The organism is Actinomadura fibrosa, from assembly GCF_900659615.1.
GTDB classification, from domain to species: Bacteria; Actinomycetota; Actinomycetes; order Streptosporangiales; family Streptosporangiaceae; genus Spirillospora; species Spirillospora fibrosa.
This window is the reverse complement of sequence record NZ_CAACUY010000076.1, coordinates 19350-36848: the sequence shown is the minus strand read 5'-3', so window position 1 is coordinate 36848 and position 17499 is coordinate 19350. Positions and strand designations below refer to the sequence as shown.

Here is a 17499-nt window from a genome sequence, read left to right as displayed (position 1 = left end):
CCGCTGACCGCGCGCCGCCGCTGACCGCGCGCCGCCGCGGGGCGCGCCGCACGCGCCGTTGCACAAAAGGAACGTTTCAGGCAGCCGGGCGATCACGCGCGGGGTACCGTGGGCGGACACGCGTCCAACCGTGCCGGCGAACGGGGTGCAGAGCGATCCATGGACGGCCATGTCGACACCGCGGACGGCTGGACGCCACGCACCATCGACCTGCGGACGCCGAACGTCGCGCGGATGTACGACTACTACCTCGGCGGCAAGGACAACTACCAGGCCGACCGCGACGCCGCCGCGGAGATCCTGCGCATCGCCCCGTTCACGCCCCGGCTGGCGCACGCCAACCGCGCGTTCCTGCGGCGGGCCACCCGCTGCCTGGTCGAGGCCGGCGTCCGCCAGTTCCTCGACATCGGCACGGGCCTGCCGACGCGGAACAACGTGCACGAGGTCGCGCACGCGCTGGCCCCCGGCGCCCGGGTCGTCTACGTGGACAACGACCCGGTCGTCGCCGCGCACGGCCGCGCGCTGATCAGCGGGGTCGGCGGCGCGCTGGTGCTGGAGCACGACCTGCGCGACCCCCGGGCGATCCTGGACGACCCCGCGATCCGGCAGGCCCTCGACTTCGACCGGCCCGTCGGGCTGATGCTGCTGTCGGTGCTGCACTGCCTGACCGACGAGGAGGGCCCCCACGAGGCGGTCGCGACGCTGCTGGACGCCCTCGCGCCGGGCAGCCACGTGGTGGTCTCGCACATCACCGGCGACGACGACCTCACCGCCAGCTCCACCGCCGTCTACGACGCGGCCAGCACCGGCATGACCCACCGCGGCCGCGACCAGCTGCTCCGCTTCTTCGACGGCTGCACCCTGCTCGACCCCGGGCTCGTCTACCTGGACGAATGGCGGCCCGACGCCGACACCGCCCCGATCGGACCGGGCGGCGAGTACTACCTGTGCGGCGTCGCCCGCAAGGACGCCGCACCCCGCGGCACCGGCCGGACCGACGGGAGGGAACGCCCGGTGACGACCGAGGAGACCGAGGACACCGCGCGGGCGGGGCTGTCCGAGATCGTCCTGCCGAGCGGCCAGCGGATGCGGACGTCCAACCGCCACGCCGACGTGCGGCAGATGCTCACCGACGCCCGGTTCAGCCGGGACCTGCGGCGCGGCACCGGCGCCCGGATGGTCCGCGGCGACGACATCAACGACGACCGCGACTCGCTGCTGAACATGGACCCGCCGCGGCACACCCGCCTCCGGCGCATCGTGGCCGGCGCGTTCGCGCCCCGCCAGGTGGCGGCCTGGCGCCCGCGCGTCACCGAGATCACCCGGCGGCTCGCGGCGGAGATGGCCGGGCACGGCGCCCCCGCCGACCTGGTCCAGGTCTTCGTTTTCCCCCTGCCCGTCCGGGTGATCTGCGAGCTGCTGGGCGTCCCCGAGGCCGACCGGGACCGCTTCCGGGACTGGGCCGAGGCCACGCTCAGCATGTCCAACGCCGTCGCCGACGAGCGGGCCAGGGCGAGCCGGGAGTTCCGCGACTACGTCCGCGCGCTGATCGCCGAGCGCCGCCGCACCCCCGGCGAGGCGCTGCTGGACGAGCTGATCGCCGCGCACGACGGCGACGACGTCCTGACCGAGGCCGAGCTGGTGAGCCTGGTCATCAACCTCATCACCGCGGGCCACGAGACCACCGCGAACCTCATCGCCACCGCCGTCCACACCCTGGTCACCGGCGGCCTCTACGGCCGCCTCGCCGCGGACGCCGCCGCGTCCGGCGACTACACGGCGCCCGACCCGCTGGTCGAGGAGACGCTGCGGCACGCCACCCCCGCCCAGTACGGCATGCCGCGCGTGGCGCTGGAGGACGTCGACCTCCCCTCGGGACGCGTCGAGCGGGGCGAGACGGTGCTGCCGCTGCTCGCGCAGGCCAACCGCGACCCCGAGGCCTTCCCCGCACCCGCCGAGTTCGACCCCGCCCGCGACGGCGCCGCGCACCTGACCTTCGGGCACGGCGCCCACTTCTGCCTGGGCGCCGGACTCGCCCGCCTGGAGGTGCAGACCGCGCTGACCGTCCTGCTCACCGAGTTCCCGCGCTTGGAACTCGCCGTGCCACCGGAAGAGATCCCCTGGCGCGAAGCCACCTTCGTAACCGGCCCAAGGCGCCTACCCGTTCGCTGGTAAACGCCCGGAGGTCTTCGAGGGCCAAAGCGTTGCGCACCCGCACTACCGCACTTCCTGAGGCGGGTGATGACTGCGTATAGCCGGTGGTTCGTCGGCGAATCTGCGATCATTGCGTGATGAGCGACGATGTGGACCTCGACGAGTTCGGTATCTTCGACAACGAGCTGCTCCAACGGCGATGGCAGGAATTAGCCCTGGAATTAGCGCCCACCCTGCCGGGGACGTGGCGGCTTCGCGGCCATGGCTGGCACCGGGTACTCGTCCGGGAGCCGGTTGAGTGGACGGCTACCTGGATCGGTTTCGATCGCAGTGCCTTCTCAGAGAGGGGCCGCTTCATCGCCGGCGTCGAACCTCTGGTGCAGCCGACCTTCTCCTGGGCCCTGTCGTTCGGCTTGACCATGGACGCGGTCCGCGGGGGCCCGATGCGGGTGGATCTGCGTGACGACTCCGCGGCGCAGGATCTGGCGACGTTCGTCCATGACGCGGCGCTGGCCGAGCTCGACCGGTGGACGGTCGAACGGTTCGCCTCGGCGGCCGAGAAATCCCTGACGCGTCCGCTTGAGCGACGGCGGCCCCCGCACTATTGGCTCATGACTCCTGGCTGGCGTGTTCTGCTGGACACCGGAGACCCTCGGGAAGTCCTCGACGACGTCGCCGCCTTTCTCCGCTCGCGTGATTCGGACGAACGACTCGGCTTCTACCTGACTCTCTGCGACCACTGGGAAAGCGGCGGACGACCCGAAGCCCTCGCCTTCCTGGAAAGCGACAGAGTCCGCAAGGTGGCAGCGGCGTTCAGCGAACACTGACCACCGCCTCGGGGGAATGCGGTGGTACGCTCCGGCGATCATCGGTGACGAGTCCGCGGAGACGGCGCCATGGCACGTCCGAACGTCCAGGTCCCTACGCCCGACGGCCGGTGCGAGGCGTCCCTGCACGTCCCCGGTGGCAGCGGCCCGTGGCCGGGCGTGGTGATGTTCCCCGACGCCGGAGGGGTGCGCGAGACGTTCCGCCGCATGGCCGACCGCCTCGCGGACTCCGGTTACGCCGTCCTGCTCCCGGACGTCTACTACCGCGCCGGCGACTGGACGCCGTTCGACGCCGCCACCCTGTTCACCGACGAAGGCGAACGGGCCCGCCTGGCCACCCTCACCCGGGAGCTCACCAACGACCGGGTCGTCGCCGATTCGGATGCCTACGCCGACGCCCTGCTGGCGCGTCCCGAGGTCGCCGGCACCGCGGTCGGCACCATCGGGTACTGCCTCGGCGGCCGCATGTCGCTCATCGCCGCGGGCGGGCTCGGGACGAAGGTCGCCGCCGCCGTGTCGGTCCACGGCGGGCGGCTCGGCGTCGCCGACGACCCGTCCAGCCCCCACCGCGCGGCGGACCGCATCACCGCCGCGGTCTACGTCGCCGCCGCGAAGGACGACGGCTCGTTCGGCCCCGAACAGGCCGAAGCGCTGGAGGCCGCGCTGACCGGCGCCGGGGTCGAGCACACCGTCGAGTTCTACGACGCCCGCCACGGGTTCGCCGTGCCCGACAACCCGACCCACGACGCGGACGCCGAGGCCCGGCACTGGCAGGCGATCGAGGCGTTCTACGCCGCCCGCCTCCGCTGACGCCCGACCCGTTCCGCTACAGGCGGCTGAGGCGCAGCAACGGCGGGGTCAGCGCGAGCAGGCAGGCGCCGAGCGCCGCGACCGCGACCATCGCCCCGCGCAGCCCCACGGCGTCGGCCCACAACCCGACGTACACGGGACCGGCGAGGAACCCGAGGTAGGACACGGTCGTGACGACCGAGGTCGCCCGGCCGCGACCGGACTCCTCGACGTTCCGCGAGACGATCCCGAGCAGGGTCGGGAACAGCACCGCCGTCCCGGCGGCGGCCGCCGCGAGGCCCAGCCCGGCGATCGCCAGGGTCGGCGCGGCCGCGATCAGGACCGCGCCCGCCGCGGCGGCCGACGCGCCGGACAGCAGGACGGCGCGGGCACGGGCGGAGGCCAGGCCGCCGACGGAGAACCGCGTGACCGCGACCGTGCCCGCGAACACGGCGGGCGCGACGGCGCTCAGGCCCGTCCCCGAGCCGAGCGCGTCGTGGGCGAACACCGCGCTCCAGCTCTGGTGCGCGTTCTCGCTGGCGAACGCCAGCGCGCCCAGCACCCCGACGAGCAGCAACGGCACGATCCCCCGCCCCCCGGCCTCATCCGCCGCCTTCACCGTCGACGCCGCCGCCTGATCCGCCAGGCGCGCCGCCGTGTCCGCCGCCGGTTCCCTCGGGAGGGCGGCCAGGAGCAGGGCGCCGGCCGTCAGGCAGAGGACGGCGACCACCGCGAACGGGAGCGCGAGCGGCAGCGACGCGGCCGACGCCAAACCCGTGGCGAGGCTCGCGAGCACCACCAGGCTGGAGAAGACGCCGTGGGCGCGGGTGATCACGGGCCGCCCGGCGGCGGTCTCGGCCCGTCCCGCGACCGCGTTCATCGCCACGTCCGCCGCGCCGCTGGCGGCTCCGACGCACGCCAGCCCCGCGCACAGGCTCACCGTTCCCATCGCGGTCAGCGCCAGCGCCGTGCCCGCGACGCCGAGGGCGGCGATGACCGCCGCCGCGACCGCCGGCCCCCACCGGTCCAGGGCCCGGCCCGCCAGCGGCATCGCGGGCAGCGCCCCGGCGCCCACGAACAGCAGCGCGACACCGAGCCGCCCGTCGCCGACCCCGGCCTGCTGCTGCACCCGGGGCACCGAGCCGCCCCACACACCCCAGAACGCGCCGAACGCTGCGAACGCCACGAAGGCCGAGAACATCATCCGGCGCGGCGCACCGGGGGCTGGCGCAGTCACCTGTGTAACGATACACAAGCCACTAGGGTGGGCACCATGGACGCGTCCGCGAACGCGAGGCGGGTGACGCTCGCACGGGTGGCCGAACTGGCCGGCGTCTCGGTCATGACCGCCTCCTACACCTACAACCGGCCCGACCGCGTGTCCGACGAGGCCCGCGCCAAGGTGCTCGCGGCGGCCGCCCGGCTCGGCTACGCCGGACCCGACCCCAGCGCCCGGTCCCTGCGCCGCGGCAGCACCCGCACGCTCGGCGTGGTCCTCGGCGAGCACCTCAGCTACGCCTTCGAGGACCCCCAGGCCGCGTCCTTCCTGGCCGGGATCGCCGACGTCTGCGCCGGCCGCGGCTACGGCATGACCATCCTGCCGATCACCGGCGCCGCCGACGACGTCCCGCGCGTCACCGACGCCGCCGTCGACGGCTTCGTCGTCTGGACGACCTCCGACGACGACCCGGTCCTCGCGGCCGTCCGGGCGACACGCCGCCCCGCCGCCGTCCACGGCGGACCGGCCCTCCCAGGAACCGCCCTCGTCAGCATCGACAACCGCGCCGCCGCCCGCGCGGTGGGCGCAGCCGCGTTCACCGGCGCCCGGCGCCCGGCCGTCGTGAGCTTCCCCCTCGCCCGCGACCGCGTCAGCACGATCACCCGCGGCACCGGCATCACCGACGTCCGGTTCCCCGTCACGCGCGAACGGCTGGACGGCTACCGGCAGGCCGCCGAGGACGCCGGCCTCGCCTGGCACGACATCCCCGTCGCGGTATGCGCCCGCAACGACGCCGCCGAGGCCGAACAGGCCGCGGCGGCCCTCCTCGCCTCCCCCGAACCCCCCGACGCCATCGCCGCGATGAGCGACCGGCAGGCCGCCGGCGTCCTCCGCGCCGTCCGCGCCGCCGGACGGACCGTCCCCGACGACGTCGCCGTGACCGGCTGGGACGACGCGGACGAGGCCGCACGGCTCGACCTCACCACCGTCGCCCAGTCACTGCGCGACCAGGGCGCGGCCTGCGCCCACGCCGCACTCGGTCGCGAACCCGCCCCCGAGACCGCGGCCTGGTCCCTCGTCCGCCGCGGCAGCACGCGCCCCTGACCGCGCCCCCCGGCGGACGCGGGGGGCGCGGTCAGATCACCAGGCGGTCAGGAGTACCACGGATAGCCCGACCAGTCGGGGTCGCGCTTCTCCAGGAACGAGTCACGGCCCTCGGCGGCCTCCTCGGTGCCGTAGGCCAGCCGCGTCGCCTCCCCCGCGAACACCTGCTGCCCGACCAGACCGTCGTCCACCAGGTTGAACGCGTACTTCAGCATCCGCTGCGCCGTCGGGCTCTTCCCGTTGACCTTCCGCGCCCACTCCAGCGCCGTCGCCTCCAGCTCCGCGTGCGGCACCACCGCGTTCACCATGCCCATCCGGTGCGCCGCCTCGGCATCGTAGGTGTCGCCCAGGAAGAAGATCTCCCGCGCGAACTTCTGCCCCACCTGCCGCGCCAGGTACGCCGACCCGAAACCGCCGTCGAAGCTCGCCACGTCCGCGTCGGTCTGCTTGAACCGCGCGTGCTCGCGGCTCGCGAGCGTCAGGTCGCACACCACGTGCAGGCTGTGCCCGCCACCGGCGGCCCACCCCGGCACCACGCAGATCACCACCTTGCCCATGAACCGGAGCAGCCGCTGCACCTCCAGGATGTGCAGCCGCCCCGCACGGGCCGGATCGATCGTCTCCGACGTCTCCCCCTCGGCGTACCGGTACCCGTCCTTGCCCCGGATCCGCTGGTCGCCGCCGGAGCAGAACGCCCAGCCCCCGTCCCTCGGCGACGGCCCGTTCCCCGTCAGCAGCACGCACCCGATGTCACTCGACAGCCGCGCGTGGTCCAGCGCCCGATACAGCTCGTCCACCGTGTGAGGACGGAACGCGTTGCGCACCTCCGGGCGGTTGAACGCCACCCGCACCGTCCCGTGGTCCACGGCACGGTGATAGGTGATGTCGGTGAAACCGAACCCCTCGACCTCTTTCCACGCGTCCGCGTCGAACAGCTCCGAGACCATGTCTTCCTCTCCTGTCGGCGGCCGCCTCCGCCGGGCGTCGCGGCGGACCGTGCCCCATTCAACCGCCCCGCCGTTTGAACGCGTTCAGCGGGGTCGTCTACCCTGATGAGATCATGGAACGCCGCCTGCACGCCGTCGTGCTCCCGCCCGGCCCCCGCCTCCGGGACGCCCTCGCGGCCGCCCTCGACGGCAGCGGCCCCGCCATCTGCCCCCTCTCCCCCGACCTGCCCGAACCCGCCCTCCGCGACCTCCTCGCCGCCCTCGCCCCGCACGCCGTCGAGACCGCCGACGGCACCCGCCACCCGTCCCGGACGCCCGAACCCGTCCCCGTGGCCGACGACACCGCCGTACTGATCGCCACCTCCGGCTCCACCGGCACCCCCAAGTTCGTCGAACTGTCCAGCGCGGCCCTGCGGCACTCCGCCGCCGGCACCCTCGCCCGCATCGGCGCCGCCCCCGCCGACCGATGGCTGTGCTGCGTCCCCACCAGCCACATCTCCGGCATCCAGGTCCTCGTCCGCTCCCTCGTCGCGGGCACCGACCCGATCATCCACCCCCGCTTCGACACCACCGCCGTCGACGCCGCCCTCACCGCCTCCCCCGGCCTGCACATCGCCCTCGTCCCCACCCAGCTCCGCCGCCTCCTCGACACGGGCACCGACCTGTCCCGCATCGGCGCCGTCATCCTCGGCGGCGCCCCCGCCCCGCCCGGCCTCCTCGCCGAGGCCCGCGCCCGCGGCGCCCGCGTCCACACCACCTACGGCATGAGCGAAACCAGCGGCGGCTGCGTCTACGACGGTGTCCCGCTGGACGGCATGCGCGCCGCCCTCGACCCCGACGGACGGATCCGCCTCGCCGGCGGCTCCCTCTTCACCGGCTACCGGCTCCGGCCCGACCTCACCGCCGCGACCCGCGACGGCGACTGGTTCCTCACCCAGGACCTCGGCGCCCTCGACGGCGGACGGCTGCGCGTCCGCGGCCGGATCGACGACGTCATCAACACCGGCGGCGAGAAGGTCGTCGCGGGCGAGGTCGCCGCGGCCCTGGCCCGCCACCCCCGCATCCGTGACGTCGTCGTGGTCGGCCGCCCCGACCCCGAATGGGGCGAACGCGTCACCGCCGTCGTCGTCCCCGCCCCCGGCTCCACCGAAGCCCCGCGCCTGCCCGAACTCCGCGCGTTCGTCCGCGAGACCATGCCCGCCTACGCGGCCCCCCACGAACTGGAACTGGTCGAGGCGATCCCGCTCCTCCCGTCCGGAAAGCCGGACCGGGCCCGCCTCCGCGCCGCCGGCAGCCCAACCGGCGACGCCCCCGCCCCCGGCCGCGACGCGTCCGCCGAGGCCCACCGCGCCCCCTGACCGCACCGTCCGCGCATGGCGGGCCCGCGACCGGGAAAGACGACGATCATGGCCGCAGAAGGGAACGGACACGCGAACGAGAGCGCCCTCACGGTCGTGCTCGCGTTCGCCGCCAACCTCGGCATCGCCATCGCCAAGATCATCGCGGCGGTGATCACCGGCTCGGCGTCGCTGGCCGCCGAGGCCGCGCACTCGGTCGCCGACACCTTCAACGAGGTGCTGCTGCTGGTCGGGCTGCGCCGCAGCGGCCGGCCCGCCGACCGCCGGCACCCCCTCGGGCACGGCATGGAGCGCTACATCTGGACGCTCCTCGTCGCCGTCGCCATCTTCGGCATGGGCGCCCTGTTCGCCTTCTACCAGGGCATCGAGACCCTCCTCGGCCACCACGGCGCCGAGGCCGGCCCGCTCGTCGGCTACGCCGTCCTCGCCGTCTCCTTCGTCCTGGAGGGGATCTCCTGGCGGCAGGCCGTCCGCCAGGTCCGCGACGCCGCCCGCGCCGAGAACCTGCCGCTGCTCACCTACATCCGCCGCACCGACGAGCCCACCGCCATCAGCGTCCTGCTGGAGGACTCCGCCGCCCTCATCGGCCTCCTGCTGGCGTTCGCCGGGCTCGGCCTGCACCAGCTCACCGGCTCCGCCGCCTGGGACGGCGTCGGCTCCGTCCTGATCGGCGTGCTGCTGACCGCCGTCGCGCTGATCCTCGGCCGCATCAACCTGAACCTGCTGACCGGCGCGCAGGCCGACCCCCGCATCGTCGCCGACGTCCGCGAGCGGCTGGGCGCGGCCGACGAGATCGAGCAGCTCGTCGACATCCTCACCCTCACGTTCGGCGCCGACCGGATTCTGGTCTGCGCCCGCCTCGACTTCCGCGACACGCTCACCGCCGGGGACGTCGAGCGCGCCTGCGTCCGCATGTCGCGCGAATTGCGGGAGGCGCACGAGGAGATCGACGAGGTCTTCCTCGAACCGGTGCCGCGGGACGACCCTGAGCTGCGCGAACGCGTGATCGCCCGCTATGGTCGGACCCTGCGTCCGCGAGGGCCCGGGCAGGCGTGAATTGCGTCACGTCCCCCTGGCTCAGGACCTTTACGCAGCGAGGTCGGTACTGAACCAGATAAACGGTGTGAAATCACCTTCCCTGGGCACCATGCCCGCCTGGACCGTTCCTCCGCGGTCCGCCGGAGGGACGGCTGATCTGGGGCATCGGGAACAACGGACCCGTCTCACGACGTTCCCGTAAGTGCGCGCCACCAGAGGACGAAACTCCGCGCCGCATCCACACCACCTGAAGGGAGGGGGCGCCCCCATGCCGCGAACCGCCGCAGAGACCCCGCTCAGGGAGCCGACGAGCCCCGCACTCGACGAGCTTCTCCAGCGCGGCCGCACCCAAGGGCGCCTCTCGCTCGACGAGGTGAGGGGAGCCTTCGAGGCCGCCGGGATCAGCCCGGCCCAGGGCCGCTCCATCCTCCGCGAGCTCTCCGAGGCCGGCATCAGCCTGGCCGGCGAGGGCGACGCCCGGCGCCGGACCGGCGCGGCCGCGAACGCCGCCGCCGAGCACGCGGGCGGCGAGGCGACCCCCACCGCCGCCGGGACCACCGCGAAGAAGCGGACCGCCAAGAAGACCACGGCCAAGGGCACCGCCAAGAGCACGGCCCGGTCCGCCGGCAAGGGCACGCCCGAAAGCACGGACGGCAGCTCTCCAGCCGACTCCCCCGCCGACGCCCCGGCCGACGAGGAGGCGTTCGAGGTCACCGAGGTCGAGGCCGCCGACTCCCCGGCCGACCTGGACGACCAGTCCACCACCATGGGCGACTCCGTCCACACCTACCTCAAGGCGATCGGCCGCCGCCAGCTCCTCACCGCCGAGCAGGAGGTCGACCTCGCCAAGCGCATCGAGGCGGGCCTCTACGCCGAGCACAAGCTGGAGACCGAGGAGCTGAGCCCCCGCCTGCGCGCCGACCTGGAGTGGGTCGCCGCCGACGGGCGCCGCGCCAAGGCCCACATGCTGGAGGCCAACCTCCGCCTCGTGGTGTCGGTCGCCAAGAAGTACTCCGACCGCGGCCTGTCCCTGCTGGACGTCGTCCAGGAGGGCAACCTCGGCCTGATCCGCGCCGTGGAGAAGTTCGACTACTCCAAGGGCTACAAGTTCTCCACCTACGCGATGTGGTGGATCCGCCAGGCCATCCAGCGCGGCTTCGCCGACTCGGCCCGCACGATCCGGCTGCCCGTCCACGTCCTGGAGATGCTGAGCAAGCTCAGCCGCGTCGAGCGGGACATGCACCAGCGGCTGGGCCGCGAGCCCACCCCGGAGGAGCTCGCCGTCGAGCTCGACAAGAGCCCCGAGCAGATCCGCGAGCTGCTGCGCACCAGCCGCCAGCCGATCAGCCTGGACTCCACGATCGGCGAGGACGGCGAGACCCGCATCGGCGACCTCATCGAGGACACCGACAGCCCGGAGGCCGCCGAGCTGGTCGACCGCCAGCTGATGGCCGACCAGCTGCGCCGCACGCTGGACATCCTGTCGCCCCGCGAGGCGAAGATCATGGCGATGCGGTTCGGGCTGTACGACGGGACGCCCCGCACGCTGGACGAGATCGGCAAGGCTCTCGGCCTGACCCGCGAGCGGATCCGCCAGCTGGAGAAGGAGTCGCTGTCCAAGCTGCGGCACCCGAGCAACGCCCGGCCGCTCCTGGACTTCGCGGTCTAGGCGTCTGGGACTCGTTCCGAGTCGTCCGCCCCATCTGGTGCGAGCCGAAGGGCCCGCCGGACCTATCAACGGTCCGGCGGGCCCTTTCGTGTGAGGCGCGTTAGGAGGAGGCGGCCGTCTCGTCCAGCGCCGCGGCGATCTGAGGCACGACCCGGTCGGCCCAGGGGCCGAGGACCTGGTCGAGCTCGGGAAGCTGCGACTCCAGCAGCGCCAGGCCGGGCGTGGGGACGGCCGCGCCCAGCTCCACGAGGAGCGGGCGCAGGTGCACCTCCACGGCCAGCGAGTGCTTGGCGTCGCCCATCACCAGCAGCGGCAGCGCCACCGCGGACGCGAGGGCCCCGCCCTTGAGCCGGTCGAGGAACACCTTGAGCAGGCCGGTGTAGGTGGCCTTGTAGGTCGGGCTCGCCACGACCAGGACGTCGGCGCCCGCGACCGCGTCCAGCGCCTCCTGGACGGCCGGCGGCGGCGCGGCGGCGAGCAGGTCCGGCGCCAGCACCGCGAGATCGACGAGCCGGGGCGCGCCCTGCCCGAGGCGCTCGGCGACGGTCTCGGCCGCCTGGAGCGCGGCCTTGTGCGTGCGGGACTGCGGGCGCGGGTTCCCGACGACCGCGACGACGCTCACCGCCGGCTCCCCGCGACGCCGCCGAGCGAGGGCAGCCCGGCCGCCTCCCACGCCCTGAAGCCGCCGACCACGTCCGTGGCCCGGGTCAGGCCGAGGTCGTGCAGCGACGCGGCGGCGAGGCTGGAGGTGTAGCCCTCCGAGCAGAGGACGATCACGCGCACGTCGTGCCCGGTGGCCTGCGGCAGCCGGGCGTCGGACGCGGGGTCGAAGCGCCACTCCAGGACGTTGCGCTCGACGATGAGCGCGCCGGGGACCTCCCCCTCGAACGCGCGCTGCGCGGCGGGCCGGATGTCGACCAGCACGGCGCCGTCGAGCCACTCGGCGTGGGCGCGGACGGGGTCGAGGCGCTCCAGCCGGGCGCGGGCGGCGGCGAGGATCTCGTCGATGGTGCGAGGCATGCGCCCCAGCATGGCACCGAATTTCCTACCAAGTCAATCTGGATTGTTGTCAATCCTCGGCGAGCTGCGCCTCCGCCGCGGCGAGCACCTCCTGGATCCGCAGGCCGTGCGCGGCGTCCAGCGGATGGCCGCCCCCGCCGCGGACCGTCCCGGCGAACTCCTCGATCATCGTCGCGAACGCGTCGTCGCCGACCTCCGACCAGTCGAGCAGCGCGTGCCCCCGCCGCCCGTACACCTCGACGCGGGCGGGCGGCAGCTCGCCGGCGCCCGCCATCGACACCGACGCCTGGCTGATCGCGCCGCCCTCGTGCTCCAGCGTGAGCCCCACCCAGCCGAGCGGGTCGCCCTGCGCCCGCACCCCGGTCACGCGGCCGAACGAGGCGTCCAGCAGGTCGACGATGTGCGGGCCGAGGTCGAGCAGCGCGCCCCGCTCCAGGCGCCACGGGGTGGCGAACGGGCCGCCGCTCAGCACGGACGACACGAACGAGCCGTAGCCGCCGAACGGCTCCAGCTCGCGCGCCCGCGCCAGGAACGCGCGGGCGGCCTCCGTGTAGCGCAGGGTGAAGACCATCTGCGAGGCCACGCCCGCCTCCGCGATCGCGCCCGCCAGCCGCCGCGCCCCGTCCAGGTCCATCGCGAGGGGCTTCTCCAGCAGCACGGCCTTGCCCGCGCGGGCGGCCCGGGCGGCCAGGTCGGCCTGGACGTCCGGCGGCACCGAGAACGCGACGGCCTCGCAGGCGTCGAACAGCTCCTCGATCCGCGCGAACGACGGCGCGCCGTGCCGGCCCGCCAGCTCGGCGGACGCCTCCGGGCGCCGCGCCCACACCCCGGCGAACCGCGTGGACGGCCCCGCCGCCAGCGCGGGCGCGTGCACCATGCCCGCCCACGGACCCGCTCCGACCAGCCCAACCGCCACGCGCTCGCTCATGGGACGACCCTAGACGATCATCCGGTGGGGAGGGGCCGGCCCTCCGGGCTGGAGGAGGGCCGGCCCCCGTCCCTCCTCCGGTCAGCAGCCCCCGTGCGTCGACGTCCAGTCGTCCAGGAACGTCTGGACGTGGTAGGAGTACAGGCCGCCGTCCGTGAGGTAGTTGTAGGCGTAGTCGTAGCTCGCGCCGCAGGTCTCGCGGCCCGCCTCGACCGCCCAGTCGTCCGGCGCCTTGATCCCGTCGGCGGCGATCGCGGCGAGGAACCGCTCGTCGGCGCCGCCGTAGCCGTAGTACCGCTGCCGGGGCGGCACGATCACCGTCGTGCGCACGGGCCCGGGCTTCTTGGTGACGGTGACCGTCGGGCGGGGCTCGGCCGGCGCCGACGGCTCGGCCGCCGGCGACGACTCCGCGGCCTCCCCCGCCGCGCTCGACTCCTCCGAGCTCAGCGCCACGAACGCGGCGCCGCCCCCGCCCGCCACGACGGCCGAGGTCACGGCCGCCACCGCAACGACGATGATGTTCTTGGTCATGTCGCCCTCCGTTGGGCGCCGCCCGCCCCGCCCCCCGGCGCGCGGCTCTGGAATGTCCCCTCCCTTCAGGCTGCGGTAGCCGGACCGTCACCGACAGGGACCACCGTCCCGACCGGATGCGCCCGGAGTCCCGACCTCGGTCCGTGGAAACACCGACGGCGGATCGGTCAGCGCACCCCGGCGCGGGCCGTCTCGATCATCCGGCGGTGGAACGTCGGAGCGGCCGGGTAAAACGATCACATGACCAGCGTCCCGCCGATCGTGCGGTCCACCGTCGCCGGGGGTACGGCGTACCTCATCGCCTGGGAGCGATCGGACGACGGGGCCTGGGGCGCGCACATCGCCTGGGTGGTGCTGGAGGGCGAGGCCTGGAAGGTCAGGTCCGCGCACGTCGCCGCGGACGACCTCCAGCAGGTGGAAGGCCAGCAGTACCAGGCCGTCCCCCGCCGAAGCCCCTGAGCGCTACTCCCCTGCGCCCGGCCGCCGAGCCGGCGCTCACGCCCGCGTCGGACGACCGGCCGGTGATCAGCCGTCGTCCGCCTCCACGGACGCGCCGAGCCGTTCGAGCAGGGCGGCGAGCCGGGCCCGCTCCTCGTCGCCGAGCCCGGCGAGGAGCCGGCGCTGGTTCTCCAGGTGGACGGCGATGAGCTCGTCAGCCAGCGCGACGCCCTCGGCGGTCAAGGTGATCAGCCGTCCACGCGAGTCGCCCTCGGCGACGGACCTGACGGCCAGGCCGCGCGCTTCGAGCCGGTCGACCCGCTTGGTGATCGCACCGGTGGTGACCATGACGGTGCGGCTCAGCTCGCCCGCCGACAGGCTGTAGGGCTCCCCCGCGCGCCGGAGCGCCGCGAGGACGTCGAAGTCGCCGTTGCCCAGGCCGGCGGCCTCGAACGGCGGGCGCAGCCGCCGGTCCAGCTCCGCGGTGAGCCGGAACAGGCGCCCGACGACGAGCATCGGCGAGGCGTCCAGGTCGGGGCGCTCGCGTCTCCACTGGCCGACGATGGCGCCGATCGCGTCTCCCTGCATGACCCCATTATATCTTCCATGGAAGGTAAACTGTCTTCCATGGAAGATGACTCCGCTTCCCGCGCCCGGCGCCGCACCCGCCGCTCGTTCGTCGCCGCCGCCCTGGTGTCCTCCCTCGGCGACGGCATCTACGTGCCGCTGACGATGCTGTTCGTCCACGCGCTCACCGGGCTGTCGCTGACCTCGATCGGCGCGGGCCTCACCGTCGCGGGCCTCTGCGCGCTGGCGTTCATGCCGGTCACGGGCATCCTCATCGACCGGTTCGGCGGGCGGCAGGTCCTCATCGCGGCACTGGCGCTGCGCGCGGCGGGCTTCGCCGCGTACCCGTTCACCACGTCCTATGCCGCCTTCCTCGGGGTCGCCGTGGTCGTCGCGGTGGGGATGTGGGCGTCACCGCCCGCCCAGCACGCCGTCATCGCCGACGGCGCGGAACGCGACCGGCTGCTCGCGTGGAACCGCAGCCTCCGCAACGGCGGCATGGGACTCGGCAGCCTGGCGGCAGGCGGCATGCTCGCCCTCGACGGGACGGACGGCTTCGTCGCCGCGGCGGCGGCCCTGGCGGCCGTCTTCGCCGCGGCCGCGGCCCTGGTCACCCGCATCCCGGCCGCCCGCCCCCACGGAAGCGCACCGATCGACCCGGACCCGCGGCCCCGTGCCGGATACCGGGAGGTGCTCGCCGACCGTCCGTACCTGTCCATCACGGCCGCGAACCTCCTGATCGCCTTCGGCTACACCGCCCAGGCGATCGCGCTGCCCGTCTTCCTCACCCGGGACGTCGGCATCCCGGACGCCATGGCCGGAGCCGTCTTCGCCGTCAACACGGCACTGGTCGCGGTCACCGGCATCCCGGTCGCGCGGCTCACGGCCCGCGCCAGGCGCACCCGGGGCGCGGCGCTCGGCGCGGCCCTCTTCGCGGTGTCCTTCGCCGCCTTCGCGGCCCTGCCCGGTTCCGTGACCGGGTCGGCCGCCGTCATCGCCGTCCTCGCGGTCGCCGTGCTGTACACCGCGGGCGAACTCGTCCACTCCGCGCCGTCACAGAGCCTCTCGGTGCAGGCCGCCCCCGCCCACCTGCGAGGACGCTACCTCTCGCTCTACCAGCTCTCCTGGTCCCTGTGCCGCACCATCGCGCCGATGCTGCTCGGCTTCCTGCTCGACGCCGGAAGCTGGCAGCTGTGGACCGTCCTAGCAGCACTGGTCCTGACCGGCGCCGCCCTACTCCTCCACACCGAACGAACCCTCCCCCCAAACCTCAACAAACTCCCACTGACTCCACCCGTCCCAGCCCCGGCTACATGACGACAGCGCGATCCCCACTGAAGGAAGCGACGCCCGTCCCAGTGCCTTTCAGTGTCGAGCCGCCCCTGATGCCCGGAGAGGCACGCGACCTGGACGAAGCACTCCGTGCCCAGAGTCGGCTCCGCAGCCGCGAGGCGGATCCGAGCCTCCCTCAGACGAACCCGATGCCAGCTCCTCCTGATGATTGATCGTGACGCGTGAACGAAGACGAGGACAACCCGCCGACCAGCCGGTGGCGGCCGGCGATCGACGCCATCACCGCCGACCTCGCCGCCCACCTCGCCCAACGAGTGACAGTGCTCAGAACGAGCGAGATGGAGGACGCGTTCTTCTGCTCCATTCGAGGTCCTGAGCCGTCCTGGCCAACCCTTCAGGTGGCCTGGGAGGGCGCACTCGGCATGGAGTACATCGACGACAAGCCGGACGTCAGCGCGGCACTGTTCCTCTACAGCCGCGGCCGCCGCCTGCGGCTCGACGACTGACGGCCGCCAGGCTCGCCTCCCGTCCGGCCATCAGCACATCACCCGACCTCGCTCCAGGACGCGCGGACCAAGGTGCCGGGAGGTGCGCAGAGAACTTCGGACATCGGTGCAGGCGACTTCGGAAATCGACAATCAGAGCTCACCTTGGCGCTCGGAGCCGGTGTCGAAGAATCGTGTGAGGTAGTCGTCCTCGCTGAGTTCGCTTTCTCTCATCAGGGAGAACACTTCACTCCCGTGTCCGGGAGCGGCCTCCAGCGAGAAGGATTGGGAGAGGCCGATGAAAGTGACGCCCTCAAGGGCCCCCGCGTAGTCAACGGCTTCGCGCTCCGCGAGGCGGATGGCCTCCTGGTGGTCGCGAGCCTGCCAGAGGGTGATGCGCTCTTCATAGAGCCCGGCATCGGCGTCCCGGAACAGGCATCGGACGCCGAACCAGCCTTCGCCATGACCATCAGCCATAGGTCGCGACTGTAAGCCATTCTGATGCACCACTGAGGCGATCGCCGAAGCAACGTGACGCGACCGCCGCGCGGACGGCGGGGTGGCCGACCGTGGAAGTGGCTAGGGTTGGGGGGTGCGCACCCTGTTGAACGTCATCTGGTTGCTGTTCTCCGGGCTCTGGCTGGCCATGGGGTACGCGGTCGCCGGGATCATCTGCTTCATCCTCATCGTCACGATCCCGTTCGGCATCGCCTCGTTCCGCATTGCGCTGTTCACGCTCTGGCCGTTCGGCAACAGGGTGGTGCGGCGAGCGGACGCCGGGGCGGGGTCCTGCCTCGGCAACGCGATCTGGGTGGTCGTCGCGGGCTGGTGGCTCGCGCTCGGGCACCTGTTCACCGGGATCGCGCTGTGCGTCACGATCATCGGCATCCCGTTCGGGATCGCCAACTTCAAGCTCATCCCGGTGTCGCTGCTGCCGCTCGGCCGGGAGATCGTCCCCGCCGGCGACCCGCGCTCCTTCCACGTCGAGTAGCCCGCGGGCGGCGGTGCCGAGCGTCCTGCGCAGGTCGTCGCTGCCGACGCCGGCCATCACGTTGACCACCACCGTGCCGCCGTCCACTCGCGAGCCGTCGAGGGACTCGTGGCGGTCGTGGCCGCGGACGGTAATGATCAG

General features: G+C 73.5%; 19 protein-coding genes. 11 read left to right on the top strand and 8 right to left on the bottom strand.

Annotation, left to right across the window (positions count from 1 at the left end; all coding sequences use genetic code 11):
- Positions 1–159: 159 nt before the first annotated feature.
- The 3 genes from E1300_RS53485 (at position 160) to E1300_RS24440 (ending at position 3791) form a co-directional block, all read left to right on the top strand.
- The gene (locus tag E1300_RS53485; RefSeq protein WP_165502976.1) at positions 160–2175 is read left to right on the top strand and encodes a cytochrome P450; all 2016 of its coding nucleotides are present in this window, start codon (positions 160–162) and stop codon (positions 2173–2175) included.
- Positions 2176–2291: 116 nt separating this feature from the next.
- Positions 2292–2981, top strand: coding sequence for a hypothetical protein (locus E1300_RS24445; RefSeq protein ID WP_131759396.1), 690 nt, complete (start codon positions 2292–2294; stop codon positions 2979–2981).
- A 69-nt stretch (positions 2982–3050) separates the two neighbouring features.
- On the top strand, positions 3051–3791 hold the full coding sequence (locus E1300_RS24440) for a dienelactone hydrolase family protein (protein ID WP_131759395.1): 741 nt from the start codon (positions 3051–3053) through the stop codon (positions 3789–3791).
- A 16-nt stretch (positions 3792–3807) separates the two neighbouring features.
- Here E1300_RS24440 and E1300_RS24435 read toward each other — a convergent pair whose 3' ends face one another.
- Positions 3808–5007 (bottom strand): MFS transporter, encoded by a 1200-nt coding sequence (locus E1300_RS24435; protein WP_242619376.1) that lies wholly within the window; start codon positions 5005–5007, stop codon positions 3808–3810.
- Positions 5008–5043: 36 nt separating this feature from the next.
- On the opposite strand from E1300_RS24435, the gene E1300_RS24430 reads away from it, so the two are divergent.
- The gene (locus E1300_RS24430) at positions 5044–6093 is read left to right on the top strand and encodes a LacI family DNA-binding transcriptional regulator (RefSeq protein ID WP_131759394.1); all 1050 of its coding nucleotides are present in this window, start codon (positions 5044–5046) and stop codon (positions 6091–6093) included.
- A gap of 47 nt (positions 6094–6140) precedes the next feature.
- Here E1300_RS24430 and E1300_RS24425 read toward each other — a convergent pair whose 3' ends face one another.
- Positions 6141–7040 (bottom strand): 1,4-dihydroxy-2-naphthoyl-CoA synthase, encoded by a 900-nt coding sequence (locus E1300_RS24425; RefSeq protein WP_131759393.1) that lies wholly within the window; start codon positions 7038–7040, stop codon positions 6141–6143.
- 113 nt (positions 7041–7153) lie between these two features.
- Here E1300_RS24425 and E1300_RS24420 point away from each other — a divergent pair, with 113 nt between their 5' ends.
- The 3 genes from E1300_RS24420 to E1300_RS52690 all read left to right on the top strand — a co-directional run bounded on the left by E1300_RS24420 (position 7154) and on the right by E1300_RS52690 (position 11105).
- On the top strand, positions 7154–8398 hold the full coding sequence (locus E1300_RS24420; RefSeq protein WP_207399927.1) for an AMP-binding protein: 1245 nt from the start codon (positions 7154–7156) through the stop codon (positions 8396–8398).
- 48 nt (positions 8399–8446) lie between these two features.
- Positions 8447–9454: a cation diffusion facilitator family transporter gene (locus E1300_RS24415; protein ID WP_131759392.1), complete on the top strand. Its 1008-nt coding sequence runs from the start codon at positions 8447–8449 to the stop codon at positions 9452–9454.
- Positions 9455–9704: 250 nt separating this feature from the next.
- Positions 9705–11105 (top strand): RNA polymerase sigma factor, encoded by a 1401-nt coding sequence (locus E1300_RS52690; protein ID WP_131759391.1) that lies wholly within the window; start codon positions 9705–9707, stop codon positions 11103–11105.
- A 100-nt stretch (positions 11106–11205) separates the two neighbouring features.
- Here the strand turns inward: E1300_RS52690 and E1300_RS24405 are convergent, their stop codons facing one another.
- From E1300_RS24405 to E1300_RS24390, 4 genes are all read right to left on the bottom strand, one after another.
- Positions 11206–11727, bottom strand: a complete 522-nt coding sequence (locus tag E1300_RS24405; protein ID WP_131759390.1) for an NADPH-dependent FMN reductase — start codon at positions 11725–11727, stop codon at positions 11206–11208.
- Positions 11724–12125 (bottom strand): rhodanese-like domain-containing protein, encoded by a 402-nt coding sequence (locus E1300_RS24400; protein WP_207399926.1) that lies wholly within the window; start codon positions 12123–12125, stop codon positions 11724–11726. Before E1300_RS24400 ends, E1300_RS24405 begins: the two co-directional genes overlap by 4 nt.
- A gap of 49 nt (positions 12126–12174) precedes the next feature.
- Positions 12175–13053, bottom strand: coding sequence for a Gfo/Idh/MocA family protein (locus E1300_RS24395; protein ID WP_131759388.1), 879 nt, complete (start codon positions 13051–13053; stop codon positions 12175–12177).
- 81 nt (positions 13054–13134) lie between these two features.
- Complete coding sequence (locus E1300_RS24390; protein ID WP_131759387.1) at positions 13135–13584, bottom strand: DUF732 domain-containing protein; 450 nt, start codon at positions 13582–13584, stop codon at positions 13135–13137.
- 240 nt (positions 13585–13824) lie between these two features.
- Here E1300_RS24390 and E1300_RS24385 point away from each other — a divergent pair, with 240 nt between their 5' ends.
- Entirely contained in the window at positions 13825–14043 is a 219-nt protein-coding gene (locus E1300_RS24385) for a hypothetical protein (RefSeq protein WP_131759386.1), read from the top strand.
- A gap of 66 nt (positions 14044–14109) precedes the next feature.
- Here E1300_RS24385 and E1300_RS24380 read toward each other — a convergent pair whose 3' ends face one another.
- A complete protein-coding gene (locus E1300_RS24380) occupies positions 14110–14610 on the bottom strand; it encodes a MarR family winged helix-turn-helix transcriptional regulator (protein ID WP_131759385.1) in 501 nt (166 codons plus the stop codon).
- 39 nt (positions 14611–14649) lie between these two features.
- On the opposite strand from E1300_RS24380, the gene E1300_RS24375 reads away from it, so the two are divergent.
- Entirely contained in the window at positions 14650–15906 is a 1257-nt protein-coding gene (locus E1300_RS24375) for an MFS transporter (RefSeq protein WP_165502975.1), read from the top strand.
- A gap of 197 nt (positions 15907–16103) precedes the next feature.
- Positions 16104–16388, top strand: coding sequence for a hypothetical protein (locus E1300_RS24370; RefSeq protein WP_131759383.1), 285 nt, complete (start codon positions 16104–16106; stop codon positions 16386–16388).
- A gap of 132 nt (positions 16389–16520) precedes the next feature.
- On the opposite strand, the gene E1300_RS24365 is transcribed toward E1300_RS24370, so the two are convergent.
- Positions 16521–16844 (bottom strand): hypothetical protein, encoded by a 324-nt coding sequence (locus E1300_RS24365; RefSeq protein ID WP_131759382.1) that lies wholly within the window; start codon positions 16842–16844, stop codon positions 16521–16523.
- A gap of 115 nt (positions 16845–16959) precedes the next feature.
- On the opposite strand from E1300_RS24365, the gene E1300_RS24360 reads away from it, so the two are divergent.
- Positions 16960–17358: a YccF domain-containing protein gene (locus E1300_RS24360; protein WP_131759381.1), complete on the top strand. Its 399-nt coding sequence runs from the start codon at positions 16960–16962 to the stop codon at positions 17356–17358.
- Positions 17359–17499: the final 141 nt, after the last annotated feature.

Excerpts from the sequence above, each read along its gene's own strand:
- E1300_RS53485 (WP_165502976.1), top strand. The coding sequence starts at position 160 with ATGGACGGCCATGTCGACACCGCGGACGGCTGGACGCCACGCACCATC.
- E1300_RS24445 (WP_131759396.1), top strand. The coding sequence starts at position 2,292 with ATGAGCGACGATGTGGACCTCGACGAGTTCGGTATCTTCGACAACGAG.
- E1300_RS24440 (WP_131759395.1), top strand. The coding sequence starts at position 3,051 with ATGGCACGTCCGAACGTCCAGGTCCCTACGCCCGACGGCCGGTGCGAG.
- E1300_RS24430 (WP_131759394.1), top strand. The coding sequence starts at position 5,044 with ATGGACGCGTCCGCGAACGCGAGGCGGGTGACGCTCGCACGGGTGGCC.
- E1300_RS24425 (WP_131759393.1), bottom strand. The coding sequence starts at position 7,040 with ATGGTCTCGGAGCTGTTCGACGCGGACGCGTGGAAAGAGGTCGAGGGG.
- E1300_RS24420 (WP_207399927.1), top strand. The coding sequence starts at position 7,154 with ATGGAACGCCGCCTGCACGCCGTCGTGCTCCCGCCCGGCCCCCGCCTC.
- E1300_RS24415 (WP_131759392.1), top strand. The coding sequence starts at position 8,447 with ATGGCCGCAGAAGGGAACGGACACGCGAACGAGAGCGCCCTCACGGTC.
- E1300_RS52690 (WP_131759391.1), top strand. The coding sequence starts at position 9,705 with ATGCCGCGAACCGCCGCAGAGACCCCGCTCAGGGAGCCGACGAGCCCC.
- E1300_RS24400 (WP_207399926.1), bottom strand. The coding sequence starts at position 12,125 with ATGCCTCGCACCATCGACGAGATCCTCGCCGCCGCCCGCGCCCGGCTG.
- E1300_RS24395 (WP_131759388.1), bottom strand. The coding sequence starts at position 13,053 with ATGAGCGAGCGCGTGGCGGTTGGGCTGGTCGGAGCGGGTCCGTGGGCG.
- E1300_RS24390 (WP_131759387.1), bottom strand. The coding sequence starts at position 13,584 with ATGACCAAGAACATCATCGTCGTTGCGGTGGCGGCCGTGACCTCGGCC.
- E1300_RS24385 (WP_131759386.1), top strand. The coding sequence starts at position 13,825 with ATGACCAGCGTCCCGCCGATCGTGCGGTCCACCGTCGCCGGGGGTACG.
- E1300_RS24380 (WP_131759385.1), bottom strand. The coding sequence starts at position 14,610 with ATGCAGGGAGACGCGATCGGCGCCATCGTCGGCCAGTGGAGACGCGAG.
- E1300_RS24375 (WP_165502975.1), top strand. The coding sequence starts at position 14,650 with ATGGAAGATGACTCCGCTTCCCGCGCCCGGCGCCGCACCCGCCGCTCG.
- E1300_RS24365 (WP_131759382.1), bottom strand. The coding sequence starts at position 16,844 with ATGGCTGATGGTCATGGCGAAGGCTGGTTCGGCGTCCGATGCCTGTTC.